The organism is Streptomyces sp. BK208, from assembly GCF_004364245.1.
Lineage (GTDB): Bacteria > Actinomycetota > Actinomycetes > Streptomycetales > Streptomycetaceae > Streptomyces.
Map to the genome: position 1 here is coordinate 200,370 of NZ_SOAV01000002.1, position 23,871 is coordinate 224,240.

Here is a 23,871-nt window from a genome sequence, read left to right on the forward strand (position 1 = left end):
GGGGCGCGGCCGAGGGCGGTGTGACGGGCGGCGGCGCCACCGGCGGTGGTGGGGGGACCGGTGGCGTGTCGGCAGCCGGTGGCGGCACGGCGGGCAGTGGCGGCTCGGCAATCGGTGGCGGCACGGCGGGCGGTGGCGGCACGGCGGGCGGTGGCGGCGCGGCGCCCGGCGGCGGATCGGCGATCGGCGGGGGTGCGGGCGGCGTCAACCTGCTCGCCCTGCGCAGTCACAACACCGCCCTGGTGCTCGACCTGATGCGCACCGCCGGCGCCGAGGGCATCAGCCGGCTGGAACTGGCCGAGCGCACCGGGCTCACCCCGCAGGCGGTCAGCAAGATCACCGCTCGGCTCCGGGGCGAGGGCCTGGCCGCCGAGGCCGGACGCCGCGCGTCCACCGGCGGCAAGCCGCGCACGGTGCTGCGCCTGGTGCCGGGGGCGGGCCACGCCCTCGGCGTCCACCTGGACCGGGACGAGTTGCGGGCGGTGCTGGTCGACCTGGACGGCACCGTGGTGGCGGAGCGGCGCGCCCCACTGGACCTCGGCGCGGGGGCGGACACCGTACTGGCGGAGGTGGCGGGGGTGGCGCGGGACCTCACGGCGGAGGGGCTGGGAGCGCCAGGCGCGGACGGCGGCCCGGGCCGTCCCGCCGCCGAGGGTGCGCGGTCGCCCGGTCCCGGCCTGGCGGCCGTGCCCACCCTCCTCGGTCTCGGCGTCGCCCTGCCCGGACCGCTCGACCACGTCCGGGGGGTGCTGCACCGCGTCACCGGCTTCCCGGAGTGGGACGGCTACCCGCTGCGGGACGCGCTGGCCCGGCGGCTGGGTGTGCCGGTCGTCGTCGACAAGGACACCAACGCGGCGGCGCTGGGTCTCGCCGTGGGCGGCGGGACCGGAGGGGCCGGCGGGACCGGCGGGGGAGGCGGGAGCGGCTCCTTCGCCTATCTGCACCTCGGTACGGGGCTCGGCGCCGGTCTCGTCTTCGGCGGCGGTGTGCACCGGGGTGTCCGGACGGGCGCCGGGGAGTTCGGGCACCAGGTCGTCCAGCTGGACGGGCCGCCCTGCACCTGCGGCGCCCGGGGCTGCATAGAGGCCCTGTGCCTCGCCGCCGTCGCCCGCGGGGACCTCGCGGAGGCGTCGCGGGTGCTCGGCACGGGCGCCGCGAACCTCGCCGGGCTGCTCGACATCGACCTGGTGCTGCTGGGCGGCCGTACCGTCGCCGCCGCGCCCGACGCCTTCGTCCACGGCGTCGGCGCGGTCCTCGACGCCCGCGCCCGGCGCGAGGGCGGCCACGTCGGCGCGGTGCCGGTGCGGCTCGCGCCCGGCGGGACGCGAGCGGTCGCGGAGGGCGCGGCCCAACTGCTGCTCGCGCCGCTGTTCGGCCGGGGCGGCGCCTGAGGGATCACGCTCGGACACCCGCCCGACGCCCGACACCCGACGCCCGACACCCGACACCCGGACACCCGGACGCCCCGACGCCCGACACCCGGACGCCCCGACACCCCGGCGCCGGACCCGGAGGGCCGGCGCCGGCCGCGGTGCCCGTCCGGTGCCTCAGCGGCCCACCGCGCAGGCGTCCTCGTTGAGCATGAACCGCGCCGGCGGCGAGGCGTCGCCGGTGTGCCCCGTCAGGTAGCCCAGCGTGACGCTCGCGCCCGGCGCGATCGTCGCGTTGTGCGGGGCGTTGACCGCCGAGACCGTGTTGCTCAGCTGGGTCAGTTCCGTGTTCCAGTCGGAGACGACGGTCTGCCCGAAGGGCAGCGTGAAGGCGAGCGTCCAGCCGCTGACCGGGGTGTCGCCGGTGTTGGTGACGGTGAGGTCGACCGTCGCGCCCGTACCCCACGCCGTCACCGTCCGGTCCACCCGGCAGGTCGGCTCCTCCCGGGAGAACGACATCCGGTGCAGGCCGCCCGGCAGATCGTTGACCACGTAGAACTCCCCGTCGACGGTCGTACCGACCGACGTCACCTGGGTCGGCGTGCGGCCGATCTCGGCCTGCTCGTAGCCGCCCCGTCCGTCGGGGCGCAGCGCCCAGACGGTGGACGAGCAGTAGTCGGTGGCGATGTACACGCCGCCCACCAGATCCGCGTAGTCCCGGCCCCGGTAGACGTGACCCCCGATGACCGAACAGCCGCCGGTGTACGGGGAGTAGGTGAAGACCGGCTCGGTGTACCGCCCGCCGGGCGGGCAGTCGCCGCCCTCGAACTTCTCCGGGCCCTCGTAGCAGGACCAGCCCAGGTTCAGCCCGCCCCGCCCGGCGGGAAGGTGGTCGATCTCCTCCCAGTGGCCCTGGCCGACGTCGCCGATCCACATCGATCCGTCGGCGCGGTCGAAGGAGAAGCGCCACGGATTGCGCAGCCCGTGCAGCCAGATCTCCGGACGGGCGCCGGCGGTGCCGACGAAGGGGTTGTCGCCGGGGACGCAGTACGCGAGGGGAGCGCAGGCCCTGCTGACGTCGATGCGCATGATCTTGCCCAGCAGGGTGTCCAGCCGCTGCCCGGAACGGAAGGGGTCCCCGGAGCCGCCGCCGTCGCCGATGCTCCAGTAGAGGTTGCCGTCGGGGCCGAAGGCGAGCTGGCCGCCGTTGTGGTTGCTGTACTCGGCGTGCGGCTGGGAGAGCAGGGGTTCGAGGCGGGACGCGTCGAGCCGGTAGCGGGCGAGGGTGACCGCGCCGTCCGGCAGGGCGGTGTACGCCAGGTACAGGTCATGGCTCTCGGCGAAGTCGGGTGGGAGGGCGATGCCGAGCAGGCCGCGCTCGTTGCCCGACTCGTCCACGGCCGAGGTGATGTCGAGCAGCGGGGCGGACGCCAGGCCGGTGTCCGGGTGGTAGACGCGGACCCGGCCGGATTTCTCGGTGATGAGGAGCCGGTCCGTGCCGTCGTCGGGAGCGGCGAGGGCGGTGGGACGTCTCAACCCGGAGGCGACCTGGGTGGTGGTCGCGCTGAGCGAGGGCAGCGGGACGGGCGACGGTGCCGCCGCCACGGCGGGCGAGGGGGTGAGGAGCGTCAGGAGCAGAACCGGGACGGCCAGGGCGAGGCTGGTGACGAGGAGTGCCGGGCGGCGCCTTCGGGAGACGAGGTAGGCATGTATATGACAAAGCTTACGACAAAGCTGCATGGGATTCCTTCGCGGTCGTGGGAGCGCTCCCGTCCCTCAGGCTGGGGTCCCGACGCCCTACCGGCAACGCGCGATCGAGCCACTTTCGCACCGGCCGGCGCGAACGCACCCCCGGTGTTCGGGCGGGCCGCTCGGCGTGGACGGCCGCTCGGCGTGGACGGCCCGCTCGGCGCAGACGGTCCTCGGCCGTCCCCCTCCGCGCCCGACACTCCCCGGCACCCCTCGTCGCCGCCGTCTGCGAGGTGGACGCCGTGGAGGTCTTCGAGCCTGACCCGACAGCCGGGACACCCGACACCCGGAGCGACCGGGAGCTGAGACGGACGTTCCCTCAAGATCCGGCACTGTCTAGGCTGGGGCGCACGCAGGACCGCGCAGGCAGGAGACCCGCACATGGCAGACCGCAAGCCCATCGAGTCGTGGCTCACCGACATGGACGGGGTCCTCATCCACGAAGGCGTGCCGATCCCCGGCGCCGACGCGTTCATCAAGCGGCTCCGCGAATCCGGCAAGCCCTTCCTGGTCCTCACCAACAACTCGATCTACACCCCGCGCGACCTGCACGCCCGGCTGCGCCGCATGGGCCTCGAGGTGCCGATCGAGTCCATCTGGACCTCGGCCCTGGCCACCGCCGAGTTCCTGGACGACCAGCGGCCCGGCGGCTCGGCCTACGTCATCGGCGAGGCCGGTCTGACTACGGCCCTGCACGACATCGGGTACATCCTCACCGACCACGACCCCGACTACGTGGTCCTGGGCGAGACCCGCACGTACTCCTTCGAGGCCATGACGAAGGCGGTACGCCTGATCAACGCGGGCGCCCGCTTCATCTGCACCAACCCGGACGAGACCGGCCCCTCCACCGAGGGCCCGCTCCCGGCGACCGGCGCGGTGGCCGCGCTGATCACCAAGGCGACCGGCAAGCAGCCGTACTTCGCCGGCAAGCCCAACCCGCTGATGATGCGCACGGGGCTCAACGCGATCGGCGCCCACTCGGAGTCCAGCGCGATGATCGGCGACCGCATGGACACCGACGTACTGGCCGGCATGGAGGCGGGCATGCAGACCTTCCTGGTCCTTACCGGCCTCACCCGGCCCGAGCAGGTCGAGAACTTCCCCTACCGGCCGTCCCAGGTGGTCGACTCCATCGCCGACCTCGTCGAACGGGTCTGAAACCCGCGCCTCCTCCGCGTGACCCGATCGGAGTAGGTATGCCCCCGCGCAGGATGCGGTGCGGGGGCCGGCGGGGGAGCCTCCAGGTAACTGGAGGTACACGATGGGCTCACTGAAAGTCACCCTCTGTGCGGGAGCCGCGCTGGCCACGGCGCTGTGCGCACCGGCGGCCCACGCCTACGCGGCGGACGGCGGCGGTGTCTCCGTGACACCCGTCGCGCCCGCTCCCGGCACCGACGTGACGCTGCGCGTGCCCGACTGCACCGAGAAGTCGGCGGTCGCCGTGTCCGCGGCCTTCGAGTCGGACGTCCGGCTCGGCCTGGCCGCGGGCGACGGTGTCCTGGTCGGCGCCGCCCAGGTCCGCACCACCGTGCGGGCGGGTGTGTACGCCGTGCAGGTCAACTGTGGCGAGCACGCCCGCAGGGGCACCCTCACCGTCGGGGAGGGCCGGCGCCCCGGCGCCCGGCCGTCCGCCCCCGCCTCTCCCGTCGCCCCGGTCGACGCGGGCGGCGGCGGCACCGCGCGGCTCGCCGCCGCCGACAGCGGGGAGCGGGCCCGTTCCCAGGCCCCCGGCACGGCGCAGACCGTGACCGGTCTGGTGCTCGCGGGCATGGCCGCCGTCGCCGTCGCGCTGCGCGGCGTGCGCAGCCGGAGCCGCGGGACGGGATGACCATGTCCGCACAGGACGAGCACGTGCGGGGCGACCGGCCGCCCACGGCCACGGCCGCCGCCACCGCCGTGGACGAACCGCGTCCCGCCGTCCCCGGGGGGCGTCTGGTGACCGGCATCGCCTGGGTGGTGCTGCTGCTCGGGCTGTGGCTGTGGGGCCGCGAGGCCACCGACGTGCGCGAGGGCATATCCCGGCCGGCCACCGGTGACATGGCGGCGGCCGGCCGGCCCCCCGACGTCCCCCTGCCTCCCGCGCACGCGCCCCTCGACGACGCCAGGCCGCAGCGCCTCGACGTCCCCGGCCTCGGCATCGAGGCCCCCGTCGTCGCCCGCGGCCTCGACGCGAACGGTGCGATCGAACCACCGCCCTTCGACCAGCCCGGCACCGTCGGCTGGTACGCGGCCGGCGTCACCCCCGGAGCGGCCGGGACCGCCCTGCTGGTCGGGCACGTCGACACCGAGACCCGGCCCGCCGTCTTCTACGAGCTCAGCACCCTGGAGCCCGGCGAGACGATCCGGGTGGCCCGCGACGACGCCGGGGTCGCCGAGTTCACCGTCGACGACGTCCAGGTCCTCACCCGCGACGGCTTCGACGCCCAGCAGGCCTACGGACCCCGCGCCACGGGCCGCTCCGAACTCCGCCTCATCACCTGCGGCGGCACCTTCGACCACACCACCGACAGCTACACGGCCAACGTCGTCGTCTCCGCCTACCTGACCGGAACCGCCTAGCACGGCCCCCGACAAGGCATCGGGGAGCCGCGTGGGTACAGGCGGTGTATGTCAGGATTGAGCCTCGCAACAGTGCACCCAGGGGGGTCGGATGTACGGCAGCAAGCCGGCCGGAAGCGCGTCCAGGAGGCGGGCCGCGTCGGCGGCGGTGCTGGGAGCGGCGGCCCTGCTGCTCGCGGGCTGCTCCTCGTCCGGTGACGGTGACGGTGACGAGGGCAAGGGGCCGGGCGCCGGGATCACGCAGCAGCCCAGGGAGGCCGACCCGTTCTGGGTCAACCCCGACGGCACCGCGGCCCGGCAGGTGACCGCCCTGACCGAGTCGGGCGAGAAGGACCGGGCCGAACAGATCCGCAAGATCGCCCAGCAGCCGACCGGCGAGTGGATCAGCCCGGAGAACCCCGAGGAGCAGGCCCGCGGCTTCACCGAGGCCGCCGACGAGGCCGGCCGCACCGCGCTGCTCGTCCTCTACAACATCCCGCACCGCGACTGCGGCCAGTACTCGGGCGGCGGTGCCGCCGACGGCGACGCCTACCGCGCCTTCGTCGACGACGTGGCCGAGGGCATCGGCGACCGGGCCGCCGTCGTGGTCCTGGAACCGGACGCGGTGCTCCACCTCGTGGACGGCTGCACCCCGCAGGAGTTCCACGAGGAGCGCTACGACCTCCTCAAGGGCGCGATCGAGAAGCTCACCGCCCTGAAGAACACCCAGGTGTACCTGGACGCGGGCAACGCCGGCTGGGGCCACCCCGACCAGATCTTCGACCCCCTGAAGCGGGCCGGCGTCGACCGGGCCGACGGCTTCGCGGTCAACGTCTCGAACTTCTACGGCACCGAGGAATCCCTCGCCTACGGCAAGCAGCTCTCCGCCAAGGTGGGCGGCAAGCACTTCGTCATCGACACCAGCCGCAACGGCAACGGCCCCTACACCGAGGGCGCCCCGGACGAGCGCTGGTGCAACCCTCCGGGCCGGGCCCTCGGCGAGACCCCGACGACGAGGACCGCCGACCCCCTCGTGGACGCCTACCTGTGGGTCAAGCGCCCGGGGGAGTCCGACGGCGAGTGCAAGGGCGGCCCGAAGGCGGGGGACTGGTACCCCGAGTACGCCCTGGAACTGGCGCGAGGGTAACGCCCCGGCAGGCGCGGGGAGCTGCGCGGTCGACCGCCGTGCTCCCCGCACCCGGGAACACCACCCGGGGGGAGCGCTACGGAACGTGCACCCACTCCGCCTTGCTCGGCGTCCCCTGCCCGTCCGTCACGAACATCATGTACCACCCCGACGGAACCAGGTTCTCGCTCTCCGGCACCGTCACCGTCAGCTTGTCCCCGTCCGCCGTGAAGTCCAGCGCGACGGACCGCTGGTCCACGTCCGTGACGTGCGTCGACGCGCTCGGCCGGATCAGCCGCACCTTCTTGACCGCGGACGCCGCCCGCGACGTGAACGTCCCGGACCCACCGCGCTCGATGGTCTGCGGCCCACCCGCCAGGTCGGGCCGCGAGTCGCGGTACAGGTACGGCGGCGTGTAGATCTCGATGCGCTGCTCGAACCTGCCGGGCTTGGTGTTGGCCTTGTCCGCGTAGAGCGAGTCCGAGCCGAAGAACATCAGGCGCCCGTCGGGCAGCAGGATCGAACCGGAGTGGTAGTTGCGGCCCACCAGCGGATCGGCGACCCGCTCGAAGGCGTTCGTGTCCGGGTGGTACAGCCGCGCCTGAAGGATGTCGGAGTCGCCGCGCCCCCGGTAGTCCTCGGAGCCGCCGGAGACCAGCACGCTGTCGTCGGGCAGGACCGAGGCCTGCGGATAGCGCGTGCCCTTCTCCAGTGACGGCCCGTCGACGAATGACGGGTCGTCCGCCTTGAGGTCCACGATCCGGGTCTTCTCGCTGGACAGCTTGGACTCGCCGACCCCGCCGCCGCCGATCACCATGTACTTCTCGTCCTGCGCCGGGGGCAGCAGCACCGTGTTCGCCGTCTCCAGCATGTTCTTGTCGCTCATGCCGGGGATCTTGCTGAACTTGTTGGTCTCCACGTCCCAGACGCCCGGGTCGCGGCCCACGTCGTCGGGGCCGTAACCGGCGTTCGCGCCCGAGTAGAAGACCTTGCCGTTCTGCATCAGGAACAGCGCCGGGTACGTGGGGAACTGACGGACCTTGTCGGTGTAGGTCCACTCCTTGGTGGCCGGGTCGTAGACCTCGTTCTTGCCCGGGACCAGCTGGCCGATGTCGTCGAGGCCGGAGACGCTGAGGATCTTTCCGTCGCTCAGGGTGGTGAGTGTCGGGTACCAGCGGGCCTCGTGCATCGGGTCGACCTTGATGTACTTCTCGGCGACCGGGTCGAACTCGAAGGCGTCCCGGATGCCCTGGAAGTCCTTCTTGTCGAGGGCGAGCTTCTGCGCGATGCCGTACGTGTTGCGGGTGTCGGCACCGGACAGGCCCTGGATGCGGTAGTTGTCCTCGGTGCCGGTCTCGTACTCGCTGCCGCTCCTCTGCGCCTCGACGTAGATCCGGCCGAGGCCCGGGTCGTTGCGCAGGAACTCGCCGGTCGCCTTGTCGAAGACCTTCTCGGCGCGCGGCACCAGGACCGGGTCCTTGGAGACGAAGGTCTTGCCGTTCTCCCTGCCGGTGAACCTGGTGCCGGCCGGGAGGGTGATCGGCTTGTCCGGGTTCTCGTTGTGGACGACCATCAGGCCGCCCGCCTTGGTGACGTCGCCCTTGAGCTTCTCGTACCGCTTGGTGCCGCCCGCGATCAGCAGGTTGCCGTTGGCGAGCTGCGTGTGCCCGGTGCAGAACAGGTCGGTGGGCGTCGGCACCTTCTTCACGGTGCCCTTGACGGGGTCCCAGATCCGGGTGTCGTACTGCTTGTCGTCGGAGTTGTCCTGGTTGTTGCCGGACCCGGCGACCATCAGCACCTTGCCGGTGCGCAGCAGCGCCGCGTGGATGGTGTTCTGCCGGTACTCCTCGGGGAAGTCGACGATCTCCCACTTGCCGTTGGCGGCCTTGTACGCGGGCTCGTTGATTTTGTACTGGTGGTATTTCTCGGTTCCGAAGCGGTAGAGCCACGGCCCGTTCATCCCGGCCAGCGCGACTACCACCGCCGTACCTATCGCGAAGCGACGGGCGCGGCGGCGGCCGGCACGGTCTTTCATTCCTTACGTCCCCCAAGTCCACCAAGGGCGATCTGCATGGTCTGGTCGTCGCCCCCGCCGAGGGGGGCCGCCCGGTCGGGCGTCTGCCGCGGTGCGCGCGCCGCGTGCCGTCCGTGCGACGGCCGCGGCGGGACCCGCGGTGCGGGCTCCGCCGCCGCGGCGGACGGCTGCTTCCTCTTCGCCTTCCGCAGTTCGTGGCGCCAGGCGAACATCGGCGACGCGGTGATCAGCAGCGCGAAGGTCGCCCAGATGATCATCGCGGGGTGCGCGTGGCCGAGGACGAGGCCCGCGGCGATCGAGCCGGCGAAGACCACGATGAAGTACCAGTGGTACCGGAAGGTGCCGAACAGGGTGTCCGGGCTGGCCGAGTCGCCCTTCGGGGTCACCACGAACTTGCTCTTGCGGCGCAGCGCGGCGTCGATGAGCGCCTTCGCGTACAGCGGCGCCGACAGTGCCGACATGATCATGCCGGCCACGCCGCCGGAGCCCTCGGGCTCGTGCGGGGAGACGTTGTGGCGGCGGTTCCAGACGTACAGGCCGATCTGGAGCGCGGAGGCGTTGCCGTAGAGCATCAGCCAGACCGCCGGGTCGATGTTGACGCCGGAGGCGCCCAGGCCCAGGAACAGGCAGCAGCTCAGCGCCGCCAGGATCCAGTTCAGGGCCGACATCGGATAGAAGATGATCATCATCGTGTAGTTGAAGAGCTTGCTCGGCGGCAGCGAGTACCAGCCCTTCCAGTACTGCTTGAGGATCGTCTCGTACGTCCCCCGCGACCAGCGCATCTGCTGGGTGAAGAAGTCCGTCCAGGCGTTCGGGCCCTCGCCCACCGCGAGCACGTCCGGGGTGTACACCGAGCGCCACTTGCGGCCCGTGGCCGGGTTCCGGTGGCGGTGCATCTCGAACCCGGTCGCCATGTCCTCGGTGATCGAGTCGTACAGGCCGCCGATCTGCTTGAGCGCCCTGATGCGCACCGCGTTGGAGGTGCCCACGAACATCGGCCCGCCGTAGCGGTTGCCGGCGCGCTGGATCAGCGCGTGGAAGAGGAACTGCTGCGACTCGGCGGCCTTGGTGATCGGGTTGTCGTAGTTGCCGTAGACCTGCGGGCCGATGACGAAGCCGACGTCCGGGTCGCGGAAGAAGCCGAGCATCCGCTCCAGGTAGTTGGGCAGCGGCACGTGGTCGGTGTCGACGGAGGCGAAGAAGTCGTAGTCGTCGCCGTGCGCCTCCAGCCAGGCGTTGTAGTTGCCGTGCTTCGTCCTGGCGCGGTGCGGGCCCTTCTCGCGGTTCCACTTGGCGACGCCCTTGCGGGAGAAGTGGTGCACGCCCAGGCGCGCGCAGACCTCCTTCACCTCCGGGTCGTCGCCCTCGTCGAGGAGCCAGACGTGCATCGGACCGCGGTGGCGGATCCGCACGGCCGCCTCCAGGGTCTTCGTCACCATCTCCAGCGGCTCCTTGCCGGGCACGAAGGAGGTGAGGAAGGCGACCCGGGTGCCGCTCTCGGGCACCACCGGCACCGGGTCGCGGGCGACCAGGGTGGCGTGCGCGTTCGACAGCACGTTCAGGCAGCGGAACAGCTCGATCAGGCCGATCGCGACGAGCATCACGATGTCGAGCGCGGGCAGCCAGGAGAAGGCCGGGTAGTCGCGCTCCGTCCAGTGCTCGGGCTGGAGCAGCCAGACCAGCAGCACCACCGACAGCAGCGGGGCCGCGGCCAGCATCAGGGCGACCCGGACGCGGTGCGGCTCCTGCGAGATCAGCGAGCGGTACCGCACCCGGTACGGCCGGCCCGGGTCGGGCTGGGTGAGGGGGCCCGCGAGGCGGCTGTAGTGCTCGTAGTCGTACTTCGGCAGCGTCTTCTTTATCCGGCGGAACGAAGCGGTGTTCCAGTTCCGGTGCCCGGGTATCCGGAGCTGCGTGGTCTGGGAAGGGTCGTGGTCCTGCCCGGCGCCCGTCGGCGTCATGAGTCATCCCCCCACACGCTGGTCATGCGTGTTTCGTTGTTTCCCTACGCCTGTTCCGGTCCCCCTCGTCGACCATCACGGACGTCACAGTGGTGGGTCACGGTCACCACGGCATCCACACCCTATAGACATGGAATGGCGGCTACCGGTTGCATGGTGCCCCCCTCGGCACCACCCGGGCACCCGGCTCCCGGCCGGACCAGGGTTCTACGGCGTTCGTCATGATCGCAAGGCGCTCGGGTGCCGCACACGCCGAAGGCCCCTCGTGTGATACGAGGGGCCTTCGACCGTCTGTGCGCCGCCAGGGACTCGAACCCCGGACCCGCTGATTAAGAGTCAGCTGCTCTAACCAACTGAGCTAGCGGCGCCTGCTGACCTGCAGAACTCTACCCGATGCCGGACGGTGCTCCGGACCACCGGCCGGCGCCACCGCCACGCGGACATTTCGGTCGGGTACATCATTCGGACCGTCAACATGCGAGTCATGACGACAGTTGTGAGACTGGCGGACATGTACCGAAGTGCGCCACCGCGGACTTTTCCACCGGGAGTGTGAGGGGAATCGCATGGAGACTCCCGTATTCGAGGAGATCGAGCCCGCGGGCGACTGCGACTGCGCCGGCTGCCGTGACCCGCGGCGCGGTCTGCCGCCGTCCCCGGCAGGCCGCGGGCTCGCCCGTCCGGCGGCGTACCGCGCCCTGGCCGTGGCCACCGCCACCGCGTCCGCGACCGCCGTGTCCGCCCTGGGCGCGGGACCGGCCGCGGCGCTCCCCGCGGCGGCCCACGCACCGCACCGGCCGGGCCTCCCCGCGGCCGACGAGCCCGGCACGCCGCAGGGTCCCCGGGCTCCGCTGCACGGCGCGACCGGCCGGCCCGCGGCGCCCCCGGCCGGGGCGGAGCTGGCCGGCATCACCCGTACGGAGATCATCGACCGGGCCAGGACCTGGGTGTCCGCGAAGGTGCCGTACAGCATGACCGCCTACTGGTCCGACGGTTACCGGCAGGACTGCTCGGGCTACGTGTCGATGGCCTGGAAGCTGCCCGCCAACGAATGGACCGGAAGCCTCGGCACCGTCGCCGACCGCATCACCAAGGAGGAGCTCCAGCCCGGGGACATCCTGCTGTTCCACAACGCCTCCGAACCCGAGAGCGGCTCCCACGTGGTGATCTTCGGCGGCTGGACGGACGGCACGCACACCGCCTACACGGCCTACGAACAGACCCCGCCGCACACCCGCAGGCTCGACACCCCGTACGCCTACTGGACCAACTCCGCCAAGTACCTGCCGTACCGCTACAAGGGGGTCACGGAAAGCCAGGCGGACCAGACGGGCAAGGCGGCCACCGCGGACGTGCCGCCCCCGGCCGCTGGCCCCGCCTCGCACGGGGTGGCGGGATTCCCCGGACGGGCGATGTTCGGACCGGGCGCCGACAACCCCCACGTCACCCGGCTCGGCAGGCAGCTGGTGGCCAAGGGGTTCGGCGCGCACTACACGCGGGGGCCCGGACCGCGCTGGAGCGAGGCGGACCGGCGGGGCGTCGAGGCCTTCCAGCGTGCGCAGGGCTGGCGCGGCGGGGCGGCGGACGGCCGCCCGGGCCCGGAGACCTGGCGGCGGCTCTTCTCGTGACCGCCGCCCGCAGGTGATCACCCGTTCATGACGCGTCTGGCGCGGAGGCTGGAGCAGGCATGAGTACGAACACGACGTCTTCCACCCCTTCTTCCACCCCTTCCTCCCTCACCTCTCCCACGTCCCTGACCTCTCCTTCGTCCCTCACCTCCACGGAGGCGTCGGCGGAGTCGTCCGTGGACGTGTCCCCGGCTTCGGCCGCCGCGGTCTCGGTGGCCCCGCCCGCGACGGCGTCCCCGGCGGGCTTCCGCGGTCCGGGGGCGGTGCCCGGCTCCGCCGAGCCCGTGGCGGCGCCGGCCGGCCCGCGGCCCGGCCGGCTCATCCACAACGAGGCCACCACCGAGATCCCCGTCCACCTGCTCTTCCGCGACGACCCCGCCCCGGCGCCGGTACCGCTGCGGCCCGCGGTCGTCACGCGGCGGCAGGGCGCCGGGGAGGCGCCCGGGGCGGCGCGGCCGCGGACCCGGCGTCCGGTGAACGCCCGGCCGCGCCCGGTGCCGTCGGTCGACCCGGAGCTGACGGAACGCCCGGCCCGGGTGCTGCCCGGTGCGGCGGGAGTGGCAGCGGGCCTGTGCGGGGTGGCCGGGTGCGCGGCCACCTCCTGGTGGGCCGGTCTCGTACCGCCGCTCGCGGCCGAGGCGTTCGCGCTGCCGGTGCACGCGGGCGCCGGGCTCGGACCCGCCCAGTGGGCGGCGTACGCGGCCGCCGGGGCGCTGGGGATGTTCGGGTTCGGCGGCCTCGCCCGGGGCCGGACCGGACGGGCCTGGGTGCTCGGGCTGTTCGGCCGCTACCGGGGGACGGTGCGCCGCACCGGCCTGATGTGGGTCAACCCGCTGCTGCTGCGCCGCCGGGTGGACGTGCGGCTGCGGCACTGGCGCAGCGAGCCGATGCCCGCGGCCGACGGCAACGGGGTGGCGCTGCGCGCGGTGACGCTGGTGGTGTGGCGGGTGCGGGACACGGTACGGGCCACGCTGGGCGTCGAGGACCACGAGACGTATCTGCGCGAGTGCGTCGAGGCGGCGCTGGCCCGGGTCCCGGTGGAGCCGCTGGGCACGGTGCGCAGTTCGGCGGACGTGGCCGGCGACACGCTGACCAGGCTGGTGGCGGCGGACGCGGCGCCGGTCGGCCTCGAGGTGTTCTCGGTGCGGCCGGTCCGGGTGGAGTACGCCCCCGAGGTCGCCGCCGCGATGCACCGGCGCCGGATCGCGGCGCTGGACGCGGCGCAGCGGGCGAGCGTCCTGACCTCGGTGGTGGACTCGGTGGAGGACACGGTGACCCGGCTGACCATGCGCGGGCTGGTCGAACTGGACGACTACGAGCGCAAGGTGCTGGTCAAGGACCTGACGGTGGCGTTCTGCGCGGGGCGGGGGGACACGGGGGCCTGACCGGTCCGGCGCGGGCGGGCGGCGCGACCGGCAGCGCACTCCGCCTTTGGTATGGACATGTTCAACTACCGGCAATAATCTGAACTTGGTCTAGACCTGCACGGCTCACTGAACTTCCCCACACGGCACAGGGAGCAGCAGCATGCGCACAAGGAGCAAGTTCTACGCCGCCGCGCTGGGCATGGCGACGACCGGAGCCCTCGTGCTCTCGTCCGGCGGTGCCAGCGGTCACGGCTACACCGACCTGCCCGTCAGCCGGCAGAAGGTGTGCCAGAACGGCACCGTCACCGGATGCGGATCCATCCAGTGGGAGCCGCAGAGCGTCGAGGGACCCAAGGGCTTCCCGGCCTCCGGGCCGGCCGACGGAAGCATCTGTTCCGCGGGCCACGGCACGTTCGCCGCGCTCGACAGCCCCAAGCAGCCCAACGGCCAGGCGTGGCCGACCACCCGGGTGAACGGCGGGCAGAGCTACACCTTCCGCTGGCAGTTCACCGCCCGGCACGCCACGACCGACTTCAAGTACTACGTCACCAAGGCGGGCTGGAACCAGAACCACAACCTGGCCCGGTCCGACCTCAACCTCACGCCGTTCTTCACGGTGCCCTACGGCGGCAAGCAGCCCCCGGCCACGCTCTCCCACAGCGGCACGCTGCCGTCCGGGCTGAGCGGTCACCACGTCATCGTCGCGGTGTGGACGGTGGCCGACACGGCCAACGCGTTCTACGCGTGCTCGGACGTCACCTTCTGAGCGCCTGCGAACGCAGAGCGGCACGGAGAACGGAGAAGGTCCCCCTCGCCGGAGCGAGGGGGACCTTCCGTGGTGCGCCGCCAGGGACTCGAACCCCGGACCCGCTGATTAAGAGTCAGCTGCTCTAACCAACTGAGCTAGCGGCGCATGACTCCCGCCGTCCGCTTCCCGCGGTCGGCGACGACGAAAATACTACCCGGTCCCGGGCAGTGCTTTCGACCGCCTCCGGGACCGGCCGCCCGGCACCCGTCAGATCGCCAGGGACAGCAGGACCGGTGCCGCGCCGCGGTTCAGCTCGTCGGCGGCCCGGCGCAGCCGGTGCGCGTGCTCGACCGGCAGCGACAGGGCCAGGCAGCCCACGGCCGACCCCGCGGTGATCGGGACGGCCGCGCAGACCGTGCCCACCGCGTACTCCTGGAGGTCGAGGACGGGCACGGTGGCCGGCTGGGACTCCAGCCGGGACAGCAGCAGGCGGTCGCTCGTGATGGTGCGCGAGGTCAGGCGGGCCATCTTGTGCCGGGACAGGTGGTCGCGGCGGCCGGCGTGGTCCAGCTGGGTCAGCAGGGACTTGCCCACGGCGGTGGCGTGCGCCGAGACGCGGAAGTCCACCCACTCGTTCACCCTGGGGGTGGCCGGGCTGTCGGCGTACTGGGTGACGCTGACCTCGCCGTCGACGTACCGGCTGATGTAGACGGCGGCGCCCACCGAGTCGCGCAGCCGGTCCAGGGTGCGCTGGAGCTTGTCGCGCAGGGCCTGCTCGCGGCCCTGGGCCGAGCCGAGGCGGGCCAGGGCCTCCCCGGTCACGTACGTGCCGTCGGCGGTCTGCTCGACGTAGCCCTCGCGGCGCAGCATCCGCAGCAGCGGGGTCAGCCGCTCCCGGCCGAGGCCGCTTCGGCGGGCGATCTCGGTGTCGGTGACACCCGAGGTGTGCCGCGTCATCGTCTCCAGGACGCGCAGGGCGTCCTGGGGCGAGTGGTGCGGCGCGGTCGGCCTGTGCTGCAGCGCCACGGTGGTCTCCCCCTGCGCTCGCGGGTGCATCCCTGCCTGCACGATACCGGCCAAGAGTCCTCCCGTGAGGGGGTGTTGGCCGATTTTCGAGGCTCCCATCTGCGGCGCAGGACCGGCGGCACATGCCAGAGGAACGCCCCAACGTCCCGACCTCGGACGTTGGGGCGTTCACGGGGTGTGTTCACAGGACCGCGCTGAGGAACTCCCGCGTGCGGTCGTGCTCCGGCTCGCTGAAGATCTTCTCGGGCGGACCGGCCTCGATGACCCGTCCCGAGTCGAACATCAGGACCTGGTCCGAGATGTCCCGGGCGAAGTTCATCTCGTGGGTCACGCAGAGCATGGTGATGTCCGTGCTGCGCGCGATGTCCCGCAGCAGGTCCAGGACGCCCGCGACCAGCTCCGGGTCGAGCGCCGAGGTCACCTCGTCGAGCAACAGCACCTTCGGGCGCATCGCCAGCGCCCGGGCGATCGCCACCCGCTGCTGCTGGCCGCCGGAGAGCTGGGCCGGGCGGGCGTCGCACTTGTCGGCCAGGCCCACCATGTCGAGCAGTCCCTTGGCCCGCTCCACCGCCTCGTCCTTGGACATCCCGAGCACCGTGACCGGCGCCTCGGTGATGTTGCGCAGGACGCTCATGTTCGGGAACAGGTTGAACTGCTGGAACACCATCCCGATCTGCTTGCGGACCTCGCGCCGTTCCTTCTCGCTCGCCGGGAAGAGCTTCTGCCCGTCCACGGTGATCGTGCCCTCGTCGGGCTTGAGGAGCGTCATCAGCAGCCGCAGGATCGTCGTCTTGCCCGAACCGGACGGGCCGATCAGGGTGACGTGCTTGCCCGCGTCGACGGAGAAGTCCAGGTGGTCGAGGACGGTGTTGTCCCCGAACCGCTTGGTGACCTGGTCCAGGCGTATCAGCTCGCCGGAGTTGCGCTCGGGGCTCTTCTCGGGATGGGGGAGAGTGTCAGTGGGCAAGGCGTCGCTCCAGGGCTCGCAGGGCAAGGGAGGCCAGGTAGGAGATGATGATGAAGGCCACACCGATCACCGTCAGGGGCTCGGTGAACTGGAAGTTCTGCTGCGAGAACAGCCGCGCCTCGCCGAGCATCTCCAGCACCGTGATCGCCATCAGCAGCGGCGTGTCCTTCAGCATGGAGATCACGTAGTTGCCGAGGGCGGGCACCACCCGGCGGATGGCCTGCGGCAGGACGACCGCCGTCCAGGTCCGCCGCAGCGGCAGGTTCAGCGCCGTCGCGGCCTCCCACTGGCCGACCGGCACCGCCTCGATGCCGGCCCGGTAGACCTGCATCGTGTACGTCGAGTAGTGCAGGCCGATGGCGACCACACCGGTGGTGAGAGCCGAGAACGTGATGTCCCACTCGGGCAGCACGTAGAAGAGGAAGAACAGCTGCACCAGCAGCGGGGTGTTCCTGATGAACTCGGTGACCACACCGACCGGCCAGGTCACCCAGCGGCTCGGCACCCGCATCAGCAGCGCCCACACCAGGCCGAGGCCGAAGGAGACCAGCGAGCCGAGGACGAGGATCTGCAGGGTGACCAGCAGGCCGTCCCAGAAGTGCGGCATGAAGTCGGAGACCGCGCTCCAGTCCCATTTCACGCCACACCACTTCCCTCGGGCACGCGCACGGCCGCCGTCTTCTTCCGCGGCGCCTTTCCGACGCCAGCCTTCAGCTTCTTCTCCAGACCGCGCATCACCCGGGTGAGCAGGAAGGCGATCACGAAGTAGATCAGCAGGATGTACGTGTAGATCTCCGCGCTCTCCTGCAGCGCCAGGCGCACCAGGTTGCCGCTGAAGGCCAGGTCACCCATGCCCATGATCGACACCAGGGCGGTGCCCTTGAGCAGTTCGATGAGCAGGTTGGAGAAGGGCGGGATCATCTCAGGCACCGCCTGCGGCAGCAGGATCAGCCTCATCCGCTGCCAGGGCGTGAAGCTGAGAGCGATGCCGCCCTCCTTCTGCGCCGGGTCGACCGCGCCGAGCGCGCCGCGCACGATCTCGGAGCCGTACGCCCCGTAGGTCAGGCCGAGGGCCAGCGTGCCCGCCCACATCGGCACCAGCTGCCAGCCGAAGGCCGGGGGCAGCACGAAGAAGACCCAGAAGATCATCACCAGCGCGGAGGTCCCGCGGAACACCTCGGTGTAGAAGCCCGCGAGGAAGCGGACGATCCACAGCCGGTGGGTGCGCGCGATGCCGACCACGAAGGAGACGGCCGCCGCGAGCAGCGAGCTGAAGAAGAGCAGCTGGACGGTGACCCAGACGCCCCGGAGTACGAGTTCCCACAGTCCCGAGGTCATCCGCCGCAGAGCTCCTTCGCGGTCAGATCGGTCATCTCGTTCTGGGTGAAACCGAAGGGCTTGAGGATGCGCAGCAGTTCGCCGCTCTTCTTGAGCTTTTGCAGCTCGACGTTGAACGCGTCCCGCAGGTTGGTCTCGTCCGGGCGGAAGGCGAAACCGCCGCCGTCGACGTGCGGCTTGCCGTCGACGAGCGGGGCGAACGCCTCGGTCGCCTCCGCCTTGCTGGACTTCTTCACCACTTCACGGACCGTCAGGGCGGTGCCCGCGAAGACGTCCACGCGCCCGGCCTCGACGGCGTTGAGACCGGCCACCTGGTCGGGGACGATCAGGATGTCGCTCTCCTTGTACCCGTGCTCCACCGCGTAGGCGATCTCCGCGTAGCCGGTGCCGGTGGCGAACTTGGCCTTCTTCTCGACGACGTCCCGGTAGTTGCGCAGTCCGAGCGGGTTGCCCTTGCGCACGATGTACGCGTCGAGCATCTGGTAGTCCGGGTCGGAGAAGATGACCTGCTCGCAACGGTCGGCGTTGATGTACATCCCGGCCGCCACGACGTCGAACTGCTGGGACGCGAGGCCCGGGATGAGGGAGCCGAACTCCGTCGGCACGGGCTGCACCCGGTCCACACCGAGCCGCTTGAAGATGACCTTCGCCAGCTCGGGCGCCTCGCCCGTCAGCTCGCCGTTCTTGTCGATGTACCCGAAGGGGACCTCGCCCGCGATGCCGAGCCGGGCCACACCCTGGGCCCGCAGCCGGCCGAGCAGGTCGCCCCCCTTCACGTCGGACGCGGTGGCCACCCGCGAGCAGCCGGCCGCTCCCAGTGCGCCGAGCGCCGCGACCCCCGCGAGCAGCGACCGGCGAGTGGGCCCGGCTGTTCTGGGCCTTTGGTCGGATATACCCCATGGAGGGGTTCTGTGTGGTGGAGCCATGGGCGCGCAGCTACCCGAAGCCGGGCAGGTTATGCCGATCTTTTTCGGTCCGATACCTCGGTCCGGCACCCTTGACCGCAGGGCCGCGGGGCACTGCCATGGAGGCATGGCTGATCGCTACATCGAAGTCTCGCTGGTCAAGCGTGGAATCACCTGCACGGCCCAACTGCTCGACGACCGGGCCCCGATCACCTGCGCGGCCGTCTGGGACGCGCTCCCCCTCGGCAGCGACGTGTATCACGCCAAATACGCGCGCAACGAGATCTACGCCCTTTTCCCGCCCTTCGCGGCATCCGAACCACCACTGGAGAACCCGACGGTAACGCCCATCCCGGGCGACCTGTGTTATTTCGCCTTCGCGGGAGCCGAGTTGGGCACGAAGGCGTACGGCTACGACCGCGAGGTCCGGCCCGGCACCACCCTCGTCGACCTCGCCCTCTTCTACGAGCGCAACAACCTGCTCCTCAACGGCGACGTGGGCTGGGTCCCCGGCACCGTCTGGGGGCGCATCACCGAGGGCCTCGACGCCATGGCCGAGGCCTGCAACGACCTGTGGCGCACGGGCGCGGCGGGAGAGACGCTCAGCTTCCGCCGGGCAGGGTAACCACCTCGGCCACCGCTGCGGGCAGTCGTGCCTCCCCAGTGCCTGAACGGCCTGGGAGGCACCCCCAGGGCGGCACGGGTGGGCGGTGGGGGCACCTCCCGCTCGAGTGAAGCCGAGAGTGGGGAGGCACCCCGCAACGCCGGGCCACGCGCCCCCACCCGCGCCCGCCTCCACGCGGGTCACCAGCCGACCGACGTACCCCCCTCGTACAGCGCGTGCGCCGCCCGCAGCACCAGATCGTCCCGGTGCCGCGCCGCGACGATCTGCACCCCGACGGGCAGGCCGTCTCCGTCCACCCCGGCAGGGACGGTGCAGGCCGGCTGCTGCGTCAGGTTGAACGGATACGTGAACGGCGTCCACCCCGTCCACCGCCGGTACCCCGCCCCCTTCGGCACCTCCACCCCCGCCTCGAACGCCGTGATCGGCAGCGTCGGCGTCACCAGCAGGTCGTACTCCTCGTGGAAGCGGCCCATCCGCCGCCCCAGCTCCATCCGTACGTCCACCGCCGCCAGGTACTCGAGCGCCGAGTACCGCGCCCCCGCCCCGACGATCTCCCGCAGCCCCGGATCGAGCAGCTCCCGCTGTCCCGTCCGCAGGTGCTGCACCACCCGCGCCGCCCCGCTGAACCACAGGGTGTGGAAGGCGTCCACCGGATCCGTGAAGTCGGGATCTGCCTCCGTCACGTACGCGCCGAGACCCGCCAGCCGCTCCACCGCCCGCCGCACCGCCCCCGCCACCGCCGGACGCACCGCCACCTGCCCGCCCAGCGAGGGCGAGTACGCCACCCGCAGTCCCCGCACCCCGCCCGGCAGCGCCTCGGTGAACGACCCCGGCGCCGGGCCCAGCGCCGACCAGTCGCGGGCGTCCGGGGTGCCGATGACGTCCAGCATCAGCGCGGCGTCCGCCGCGTCCCGCGTGATCGGACCGACGTGCGCGAGGGTGCCGAACGCGCTCGCCGGGTACAGCGGCACCCGCCCGTACGTCGGTTTCAGGCCGAAGACGCCGCAGAACGACGCCGGGATGCGCACGCTGCCGCCGCCGTCGGTGCCGAGCGCCAGCGGCCCCGCCCCGAGCGCCACGGCCGCCGCCGCGCCCCCGCTGGAACCGCCCGCCGTACGGGACGGGTCGTGCGGGTTGCGGGTCACGCCGGACAGGGGCGAGTCGGTCACGCCCTTCCAGCCGTACTCGGGCGTCGTGGTCTTGCCGACGAAGACCGCGCCGTGCTCCCGCAGCCGCGCCACGGACGGCGCGTCCTCGTCCCAGGGGCCGTCCGGCGAGACGGCCCGCGAGCCGCGCAGGGTCGGCTCGCCGCGGGTCAGCAGGATGTCCTTCACCGTGACCGGCACCCCGTCGAGCCGCCCGCACGGCTCCCCGCGGCGCCACCGCTCCTCGGACCGCCGGGCCCGGTCCAGCGCCTCCTCACCGGTCAGCCGGACGAAGGCGTTCACCTCCGGCTGGATCCGCTCGGCCCGTTCCAGGACCGCCCGGGTGGCCTCCACGGGGCTGAACGCGCCCTCGCGGTAGCCCTCGACGAGCTGTACGGCGGTCAGTTCGGTGAGGTCGGTCATGCAGCACCCTCCCGCAGGTCTGGGACGTCGGCCCGGGCGGCGACGTCAGTGTCCGGGCACGTATCCGCGCTTCTTGTCGACCACGTTGGCCAGCGGTCCGCCCGCCGCCCAGCTTTCGAACAACTCCACGAACTGGGCGCCCAGTTCGTCCCGCCAGCCGACCGTGTCCCCGCTCATGTGCGGCGAGACGATCAGATCCGGCACCCGCCACAGCGCGCTGTCCGGGGCGAGCGGCTCGTGGTTCAGCACGTCCAGCGCCGCGCCCGCGATCCGGCGCGCGGTCAGCGCCTCCACCAGGTCGTCCTCGACGACCAGTTGGCCCCGCCCCACGTTCACGAACCGGGCCGAGGGCCGCATCAGCCCGAAGCGCCGGGCGTCGAACATGCCGCGGGTGTCGTCGGTGAGCGGAGCCGCCGCCACCACCCAGTCGGCCCCGGCGAGCAGCCGGTCCAGCTCGTCGGTCCCGTGGACGCCGGGGCGCGCGGTGCGGCCGACCAGCGCGGTGGTGATGCCGAGCGCCTCCAGCGTCCGCGCGACCGCCCGGCCGATCGGACCGGAGCCCACCACGCAGGCGCGCGTCCCGGCCACCCGCGTCGACTCGCGGTGGCGCCAGGTCCGCTCGCCCTGCAGGCGCAGCGTCGTGGGCAGGTCCTTGGCCATCGCCAGGACCAGTGCGGCGACGTACTCGGCGATCGGCTGGTCGAAGACGCCGCGGGCGTTGGTCACCACCGTGTCCGACCCGGCCAGCTCCGGGCACATCAGGTGGTCCACGCCGGCGCTCGCCGTGTGCACCCAGCGCGGACGCGGGCCGTCGCCGGGCCACGCCTCGCGGACCGCGTGCGAGGTGAAGTCCCACACCAGCAGGACGTCGGCGTGCGGCAGCCGGTCGGCCAGCGTCGCCGGGTCCGCGTGCTCGACGCGGACCCGGCCGGTCAGCCGGCCGAGACGGGGCGGCGGCTCGGCGTCCAGGACGAGGAGCGTCGGCAGGGACGCGGGTGCGGGCGGGGAAGGGGGTGTGGTCATCGGCGGGCCTGTCTCCGGTCGGCGGGGCGGGGGCGGTGCGAGAGGTGACGCGGAAGTTAACCGGCTGTTGACCTGGGAGTGACGAGGACGGATTGACCACGCTCGCACCGCAACCTACCTTCGTCAACACGGCCGTTCTGACGGTGCGTTGCCCTCTGCTTTCCCAGTGTGAGGCCGGTGCGTGCCATGGACATCTCCTTTCTCGGCGGACCAGCTCCGCAACGCGGGGTCGGCGTGGTCGCCCCGTTCGACTTCGCGCTCGATCGCGAGCTGTGGCGATGGGTGCCCGACGACGTGTCGCTCCACATGACGCGGACCCCCTTCGTGCCCGTCGAGGTCAGTCTCGACCTCGCCCGGCTGGTCAGCGAGCACGAGACCCTGGGCGAGGCGGTGCGCACCCTCAACGCCATCGCCCCCGAGGTCGTCGCCTACGCCTGCACCTCGGGCAGCTTCGTCGGCGGCGTCACCGGGGAGCGCGCCATGTGCGAGGCGATGACCTGGGCGGGAGCGGTCCCGTCCGTCACCACCTCCGGCGCCCTGCTCGACGCGCTGACCGAGCTGGGCGTGCGCCGGGTCGCGCTGGTGACCCCGTACACCGTGTCCGTGACCCGGGCGCTGGAGGCGTACGTCGCCGAGGCCGGGGTCACCGTCGCCGGCTGCGCCTTCATGGGGCTGACCCGGCACATCTGGAAGGTCCCGTACCGAGACGTGGCCGCCATGGCACGCCGGGCCGTGCCCGCGCCCGGGGCGGCCGACGCCCTGTTCATCTCCTGCACCAACCTCCCCACCTACGACGTCATCCCGCAGCTGGAGGCCGAGCTGCGCATACCGGTGATCTCGGCCAACCAAGTGACGATGTGGGCGGCCCTGCGCCGACTGGGTACTCCTGCGGTGGGGCCGTACCAGGCGCTGACCGACCCGGCTGCCCGGACCGGCCCCGCGGCGACGGGCGTGGCCGGTCCCGCGGTGGTGGGACCCGCCGGTCCCGTCGACCCCGCGGTGGCCGGTCCGGTCGGACCCGCGGCCGCGGACATGCCGGGCGTCGGTGACGTCCCGGACACGGAACAGCAGCAGGAAGGGTGGACATGACAGCACTGGGATTCCTGTACCCGGGCCACTCCGGCGAGGACGACTACCCACGCATCGAGCAGCTCCTGGGCAGCGACATCCGGGTGGACCTGGTGCACACGGACATCGGCGAGGACGCCCACCGGGTGGACGCGCTGCTGGAGATGGGCTCGCCGCAGCGACTGGAGGCGGGCGTGGCCGAACTGCGGCTGGCCGGCGCCGACGCCGTGGTGTGGGCCTGCACCAGCGGCAGCTTCGTGCACGGCTGGGAGGGCGCCCACGAACAGGTGCGCGCCCTGGCCCAGGCGGCGGGCCTGCCGGCCTCGTCCACCTCCTTCGCCTTCGTGCACGCGGCGAAGGAGATCGGTGCCCGGCGGGTCTCGGTCGGAGCGACCTACCCGGACGACGTGGCCCGGCTCTTCGCGGACTTCCTCGGCGCCGCCGGCGTCGAGGTCGCCGACGTCGTCAGCTCGGGCATCGTCACCGCCGCGGAGGTCGGCACCTGGACCGAGGAGGAGGTGCTGGCCCTGGCCCGCGCCGCCGACCGCCCGGACGCCGAGGCGGTGCTCCTGCCGGACACCGCGCTGCACACGGCGGCCCACATCCCGGCCCTGGAGAAGGAGCTGGGCAAGCCGGTGCTCACCGCGAACCAGGTCACCGTCTGGGAGGGCCTGCGCCTGGCCGACCGCCGGGTCAACGCCCCGGAACTGGGCGTGCTCTTCACGCGGGAGCCGGTGGTGCAGGCCTGAGGAGGTCCGAGCAGGTCCGAGACGGAAAGAACCCCGGCCCCGCGTGAGCGGGACCGGGGTTCTCGTCGAGCGCTGGG

At 72.3% G+C, this 23,871-nt stretch carries 21 protein-coding genes and 2 tRNA genes; 11 read left to right on the top strand and 12 right to left on the bottom strand.

What is annotated here, in order from left to right:
* Nucleotides 1-254 precede the first annotated feature (254 nt).
* Entirely contained in the window at nt 255-1,391 is a 1,137-nt protein-coding gene (locus tag EV562_RS05495; protein ID WP_133886025.1) for an ROK family transcriptional regulator, read from the top strand.
* Nucleotides 1,392-1,547: 156 nt separating this feature from the next.
* Here the strand turns inward: EV562_RS05495 and EV562_RS05500 are convergent, their stop codons facing one another.
* On the bottom strand, nt 1,548-3,110 hold the full coding sequence (locus EV562_RS05500) for a PQQ-dependent sugar dehydrogenase (protein ID WP_133885527.1): 1,563 nt from the start codon (nt 3,108-3,110) through the stop codon (nt 1,548-1,550).
* A gap of 390 nt (nt 3,111-3,500) precedes the next feature.
* On the opposite strand from EV562_RS05500, the gene EV562_RS05505 reads away from it, so the two are divergent.
* The 4 genes from EV562_RS05505 to EV562_RS05520 all read left to right on the top strand — a co-directional run bounded on the left by EV562_RS05505 (nt 3,501) and on the right by EV562_RS05520 (nt 6,807).
* Nucleotides 3,501-4,280: an HAD-IIA family hydrolase gene (locus EV562_RS05505; protein ID WP_133885528.1), complete on the top strand. Its 780-nt coding sequence runs from the start codon at nt 3,501-3,503 to the stop codon at nt 4,278-4,280.
* 103 nt (nt 4,281-4,383) lie between these two features.
* Nucleotides 4,384-4,950, top strand: a complete 567-nt coding sequence (locus EV562_RS05510; protein WP_133885529.1) for a hypothetical protein — start codon at nt 4,384-4,386, stop codon at nt 4,948-4,950.
* 2 nt (nt 4,951-4,952) lie between these two features.
* A complete protein-coding gene (locus tag EV562_RS05515; RefSeq protein WP_133886026.1) occupies nt 4,953-5,681 on the top strand; it encodes a class F sortase in 729 nt (242 codons plus the stop codon).
* A gap of 91 nt (nt 5,682-5,772) precedes the next feature.
* A complete protein-coding gene (locus tag EV562_RS05520) occupies nt 5,773-6,807 on the top strand; it encodes a glycoside hydrolase family 6 protein (RefSeq protein ID WP_133885530.1) in 1,035 nt (344 codons plus the stop codon).
* Nucleotides 6,808-6,883: 76 nt separating this feature from the next.
* On the opposite strand, the gene EV562_RS05525 is transcribed toward EV562_RS05520, so the two are convergent.
* The 3 genes from EV562_RS05525 to EV562_RS05535 form a co-directional block, all read right to left on the bottom strand.
* Nucleotides 6,884-8,821: a kelch motif-containing protein gene (locus tag EV562_RS05525; RefSeq protein ID WP_133885531.1), complete on the bottom strand. Its 1,938-nt coding sequence runs from the start codon at nt 8,819-8,821 to the stop codon at nt 6,884-6,886.
* A complete protein-coding gene (locus EV562_RS05530) occupies nt 8,818-10,782 on the bottom strand; it encodes a cellulose synthase catalytic subunit (RefSeq protein WP_133885532.1) in 1,965 nt (654 codons plus the stop codon). The genes EV562_RS05525 and EV562_RS05530 overlap by 4 nt, the downstream gene beginning before the upstream one ends.
* Before the next feature lie 294 nt (nt 10,783-11,076).
* Nucleotides 11,077-11,150, bottom strand: a tRNA-Lys gene (locus tag EV562_RS05535).
* Nucleotides 11,151-11,348: 198 nt separating this feature from the next.
* On the opposite strand from EV562_RS05535, the gene EV562_RS05540 reads away from it, so the two are divergent.
* The 3 genes from EV562_RS05540 (at nt 11,349) to EV562_RS05550 (ending at nt 14,543) form a co-directional block, all read left to right on the top strand.
* Entirely contained in the window at nt 11,349-12,410 is a 1,062-nt protein-coding gene (locus EV562_RS05540; protein ID WP_133885533.1) for a peptidoglycan-binding protein, read from the top strand.
* 59 nt (nt 12,411-12,469) lie between these two features.
* Nucleotides 12,470-13,795 carry an SPFH domain-containing protein gene (locus tag EV562_RS05545; RefSeq protein WP_243859977.1) on the top strand — a complete coding sequence of 442 codons (1,326 nt, stop codon included), beginning with the start codon at nt 12,470-12,472 and terminating at the stop codon, nt 13,793-13,795.
* A 142-nt stretch (nt 13,796-13,937) separates the two neighbouring features.
* Entirely contained in the window at nt 13,938-14,543 is a 606-nt protein-coding gene (locus tag EV562_RS05550) for a lytic polysaccharide monooxygenase (RefSeq protein WP_133885534.1), read from the top strand.
* Nucleotides 14,544-14,613: 70 nt separating this feature from the next.
* Here the strand turns inward: EV562_RS05550 and EV562_RS05555 are convergent.
* The 6 genes from EV562_RS05555 to ehuB all read right to left on the bottom strand — a co-directional run bounded on the left by EV562_RS05555 (nt 14,614) and on the right by ehuB (nt 18,782).
* Nucleotides 14,614-14,690, bottom strand: a tRNA-Lys gene (locus tag EV562_RS05555).
* Between the two features lie 102 nt (nt 14,691-14,792).
* Entirely contained in the window at nt 14,793-15,551 is a 759-nt protein-coding gene (locus EV562_RS05560; protein ID WP_133885535.1) for an IclR family transcriptional regulator C-terminal domain-containing protein, read from the bottom strand.
* Between the two features lie 181 nt (nt 15,552-15,732).
* Complete coding sequence (gene ehuA / locus EV562_RS05565) at nt 15,733-16,518, bottom strand: ectoine/hydroxyectoine ABC transporter ATP-binding protein EhuA (protein ID WP_133885536.1); 786 nt, start codon at nt 16,516-16,518, stop codon at nt 15,733-15,735.
* Nucleotides 16,508-17,158 (bottom strand): ectoine/hydroxyectoine ABC transporter permease subunit EhuD, encoded by a 651-nt coding sequence (ehuD, locus tag EV562_RS05570; RefSeq protein WP_133885537.1) that lies wholly within the window; start codon nt 17,156-17,158, stop codon nt 16,508-16,510. Before ehuD ends, ehuA begins: the two co-directional genes overlap by 11 nt.
* Complete coding sequence (gene ehuC / locus EV562_RS05575; RefSeq protein WP_133885538.1) at nt 17,155-17,856, bottom strand: ectoine/hydroxyectoine ABC transporter permease subunit EhuC; 702 nt, start codon at nt 17,854-17,856, stop codon at nt 17,155-17,157. The genes ehuD and ehuC overlap by 4 nt, the downstream gene beginning before the upstream one ends.
* Nucleotides 17,853-18,782, bottom strand: a complete 930-nt coding sequence (gene ehuB / locus EV562_RS05580) for an ectoine/hydroxyectoine ABC transporter substrate-binding protein EhuB (RefSeq protein WP_133885539.1) — start codon at nt 18,780-18,782, stop codon at nt 17,853-17,855. Before ehuB ends, ehuC begins: the two co-directional genes overlap by 4 nt.
* 106 nt (nt 18,783-18,888) lie before the next feature.
* On the opposite strand from ehuB, the gene EV562_RS05585 reads away from it, so the two are divergent.
* The gene (locus EV562_RS05585) at nt 18,889-19,386 is read left to right on the top strand and encodes a DUF3830 family protein (RefSeq protein WP_133885540.1); all 498 of its coding nucleotides are present in this window, start codon (nt 18,889-18,891) and stop codon (nt 19,384-19,386) included.
* A gap of 179 nt (nt 19,387-19,565) precedes the next feature.
* On the opposite strand, the gene EV562_RS05590 is transcribed toward EV562_RS05585, so the two are convergent.
* Together EV562_RS05590 and EV562_RS05595 are read right to left on the bottom strand one after the other, a co-directional pair.
* Nucleotides 19,566-20,954 (bottom strand): amidase, encoded by a 1,389-nt coding sequence (locus EV562_RS05590; RefSeq protein ID WP_133885541.1) that lies wholly within the window; start codon nt 20,952-20,954, stop codon nt 19,566-19,568.
* A gap of 45 nt (nt 20,955-20,999) precedes the next feature.
* On the bottom strand, nt 21,000-21,977 hold the full coding sequence (locus EV562_RS05595) for a D-2-hydroxyacid dehydrogenase (RefSeq protein WP_133885542.1): 978 nt from the start codon (nt 21,975-21,977) through the stop codon (nt 21,000-21,002).
* Nucleotides 21,978-22,163: 186 nt separating this feature from the next.
* Here EV562_RS05595 and EV562_RS05600 point away from each other — a divergent pair, with 186 nt between their 5' ends.
* The gene (locus EV562_RS05600; protein ID WP_133885543.1) at nt 22,164-23,066 is read left to right on the top strand and encodes an aspartate/glutamate racemase family protein; all 903 of its coding nucleotides are present in this window, start codon (nt 22,164-22,166) and stop codon (nt 23,064-23,066) included.
* A complete protein-coding gene (locus EV562_RS05605) occupies nt 23,063-23,794 on the top strand; it encodes an aspartate/glutamate racemase family protein (RefSeq protein WP_133885544.1) in 732 nt (243 codons plus the stop codon). Before EV562_RS05600 ends, EV562_RS05605 begins: the two co-directional genes overlap by 4 nt.
* The last annotated feature ends 77 nt before the right edge of the window (nt 23,795-23,871 follow it).

Bases quoted from the DNA above. Each gene is read 5' to 3' on its own strand.
- EV562_RS05495 (WP_133886025.1), top strand. From the start codon at position 255: ATGCGCACCGCCGGCGCCGAGGGCATCAGCCGGCTGGAACTGGCCGAG.
- EV562_RS05500 (WP_133885527.1), bottom strand. From the start codon at position 3,110: ATGCAGCTTTGTCGTAAGCTTTGTCATATACATGCCTACCTCGTCTCC.
- EV562_RS05505 (WP_133885528.1), top strand. From the start codon at position 3,501: ATGGCAGACCGCAAGCCCATCGAGTCGTGGCTCACCGACATGGACGGG.
- EV562_RS05510 (WP_133885529.1), top strand. From the start codon at position 4,384: ATGGGCTCACTGAAAGTCACCCTCTGTGCGGGAGCCGCGCTGGCCACG.
- EV562_RS05515 (WP_133886026.1), top strand. From the start codon at position 4,953: ATGTCCGCACAGGACGAGCACGTGCGGGGCGACCGGCCGCCCACGGCC.
- EV562_RS05520 (WP_133885530.1), top strand. From the start codon at position 5,773: ATGTACGGCAGCAAGCCGGCCGGAAGCGCGTCCAGGAGGCGGGCCGCG.
- EV562_RS05525 (WP_133885531.1), bottom strand. From the start codon at position 8,821: ATGAAAGACCGTGCCGGCCGCCGCCGCGCCCGTCGCTTCGCGATAGGT.
- EV562_RS05530 (WP_133885532.1), bottom strand. From the start codon at position 10,782: ATGACGCCGACGGGCGCCGGGCAGGACCACGACCCTTCCCAGACCACG.
- EV562_RS05540 (WP_133885533.1), top strand. From the start codon at position 11,349: ATGGAGACTCCCGTATTCGAGGAGATCGAGCCCGCGGGCGACTGCGAC.
- EV562_RS05545 (WP_243859977.1), top strand. From the start codon at position 12,470: ATGAGTACGAACACGACGTCTTCCACCCCTTCTTCCACCCCTTCCTCC.
- EV562_RS05550 (WP_133885534.1), top strand. From the start codon at position 13,938: ATGCGCACAAGGAGCAAGTTCTACGCCGCCGCGCTGGGCATGGCGACG.
- ehuC (WP_133885538.1), bottom strand. From the start codon at position 17,856: ATGACCTCGGGACTGTGGGAACTCGTACTCCGGGGCGTCTGGGTCACC.
- ehuB (WP_133885539.1), bottom strand. From the start codon at position 18,782: ATGGCTCCACCACACAGAACCCCTCCATGGGGTATATCCGACCAAAGG.
- EV562_RS05585 (WP_133885540.1), top strand. From the start codon at position 18,889: ATGGCTGATCGCTACATCGAAGTCTCGCTGGTCAAGCGTGGAATCACC.
- EV562_RS05590 (WP_133885541.1), bottom strand. From the start codon at position 20,954: ATGACCGACCTCACCGAACTGACCGCCGTACAGCTCGTCGAGGGCTAC.
- EV562_RS05595 (WP_133885542.1), bottom strand. From the start codon at position 21,977: ATGACCACACCCCCTTCCCCGCCCGCACCCGCGTCCCTGCCGACGCTC.
- EV562_RS05600 (WP_133885543.1), top strand. From the start codon at position 22,164: ATGGACATCTCCTTTCTCGGCGGACCAGCTCCGCAACGCGGGGTCGGC.
- EV562_RS05605 (WP_133885544.1), top strand. From the start codon at position 23,063: ATGACAGCACTGGGATTCCTGTACCCGGGCCACTCCGGCGAGGACGAC.